Origin of the sequence: Mesorhizobium sp. M0751, assembly GCF_040320265.1 — a bacterium.
Lineage (GTDB): Bacteria > Pseudomonadota > Alphaproteobacteria > Rhizobiales > Rhizobiaceae > Mesorhizobium.
Genome location: NZ_JAMYPH010000066.1, coordinates 1 through 1,648, shown reverse-complemented (window position 1 = coordinate 1,648; position 1,648 = coordinate 1). Strand labels below are relative to the sequence as shown.

Genomic DNA, 1,648 nt, shown 5'->3' with positions numbered 1-1,648 from the left:
ATTCAGATGGAGTTCAGCAGTTGCAGAACGGAGTCATTTGGTCGGAAACGCACGCCGTGATCGCCGGTGACGCCCGCCTTCTCGAGTCCATTGCGCATCATCTCGACATCCGCTGCGGCATAGCGGTGGGTCGTGGCGACCTGTGCGTGCCCGAGCCAGGCTTGGATCGTCAAAAGGTCCACGCTGGACTGGAGAAGCTTCATGGCGAGGGAGTGCCGGAAGATGTGCGGCGATATGGGCTTGTCGGCCAAGGCCGGCCTGGTAGGCACGGCCTCGGTGGCCGCACGCCGCACGATATGGGTCGCTCCGAAACGAGTCAGGCGTTCGTTGCGGGCGCCGACGAATATCGGTCGCGGCTCGTGATGGGGGATCCCGCGCTCGCTCAACAAGGATGTCAGCGCCCGCGCCAGGTCCTTAGCAATGGGGACGACGCGGTCTCTGCGCCCTTTGCCGCGCAGCAGCACTTGTGGGTGCGGCCGCTCCAACTGAAGGTCGTTTGCGTTGACGCCGGTGGCTTCGGAGACCCGGGCGCCGGTCCGTGCCAAGAAGAGCAGAAAGGCTCGGTCGCGCCGACCACGGGACGTCCTCTGATCGGGGGCCGCGATGAGGGTGTCCACTTCGGCCTTGGTGAGGTGGTACGTCACCTCAATGTGCGTCCGTTTTATGGGAATCGTCAGCACGCGTTGGGCGACGCCGAAGGACGCCGGGTCGGCGGCAGCGACGTGGTGGAAGAAAGATCGGATCGCGGCCAAGCGGGCGTTGCGCGTGGCGATGACGTTCTTGCGCTTCTCCTCGAGCTCGTCGAGAAAAGCGAGAACGAGGTCTCGATCGAGGTCTTCGAGCGCCAATGCCGCCGGCTTCTTCCGCAATCGGGCGGCGGCAAAGAGGATCAGCATGCGCAAGGCGTCCCGATAGCTGGCCACGGTCGCGGGAGTCGCGTTCCGCTGCTTGGTCAGGCGCCGGCGGAAATAGGACTCCAGGAGCGGCGCTAGGAGCAGGTGTTCGCTCATGCTGCGCCTCCGTCGAGGAAGGCGCGCTCCGCCGCAATGGCGAGGAGCTCCGCCGAGCCCGTGAGGTAGTAGGCCGTGTCGCTGTAACTGGCGTGGCCGAGATATGTGGCGAGCAAAGGCAATAGCGCCTGAACGTCTGCGCGCTGTTGGTGCCAGAGGCTGAGGCGGGTCACGGCAAACCGGTGCCTGAGATCGTGCGGCCTTATCGGCTTACCGCCATCAAAGTCGGCGAGTTTACGGACCTCGGCAAAGCCGTTTTGCAGGCCGGTCGCCGAGAGGCGGTTGCCCCGGGAACTGAGGAAGAAGCCCTGATCCTTGGGTGTGGGGAAAGCGGCGTCGCGCTCACGGGCATAGCAACCAAGGGCAGCCTGGGTTGTCGTGTGAACTGGAACGAGACGATCCTTGCGGAACTTTGTCTTCCGAACGAGGAGAACCCCGTTGGTGAGATCAACGTCGGAACGATCAAGCCCGACTACTTCGCCCGATCGCAGCCCCGAACTCGCCAACAATCCGATCAGCGTCGCCATCGTCCGCCCTCGCAGAGGGATGCTAGGCGAAATGCGGGCGCATGCGTCGATGAGTGACGTCAACTCAGCCTCGCTGAGAATACGCGGAGGCGGAATCGCTCTGGATCTGGG

Annotated in this window: 2 protein-coding genes; both read right to left on the bottom strand. The window is 64.0% G+C overall.

The window, feature by feature from the left end; translation table 11 throughout:
• Positions 1–2 precede the first annotated feature (2 nt).
• Positions 3–1,010: a tyrosine-type recombinase/integrase gene (locus NKI19_RS32620; protein WP_352567705.1), complete on the bottom strand. Its 1,008-nt coding sequence runs from the start codon at positions 1,008–1,010 to the stop codon at positions 3–5.
• The gene (locus tag NKI19_RS32615) at positions 1,007–1,618 is read right to left on the bottom strand and encodes a tyrosine-type recombinase/integrase (protein WP_352567706.1); all 612 of its coding nucleotides are present in this window, start codon (positions 1,616–1,618) and stop codon (positions 1,007–1,009) included. Before NKI19_RS32615 ends, NKI19_RS32620 begins: the two co-directional genes overlap by 4 nt.
• Positions 1,619–1,648 lie beyond the last annotated feature (30 nt).

Bases quoted from the DNA above. Each gene is read 5' to 3' on its own strand.
- NKI19_RS32620 (WP_352567705.1), bottom strand. From the start codon at position 1,010: ATGAGCGAACACCTGCTCCTAGCGCCGCTCCTGGAGTCCTATTTCCGC.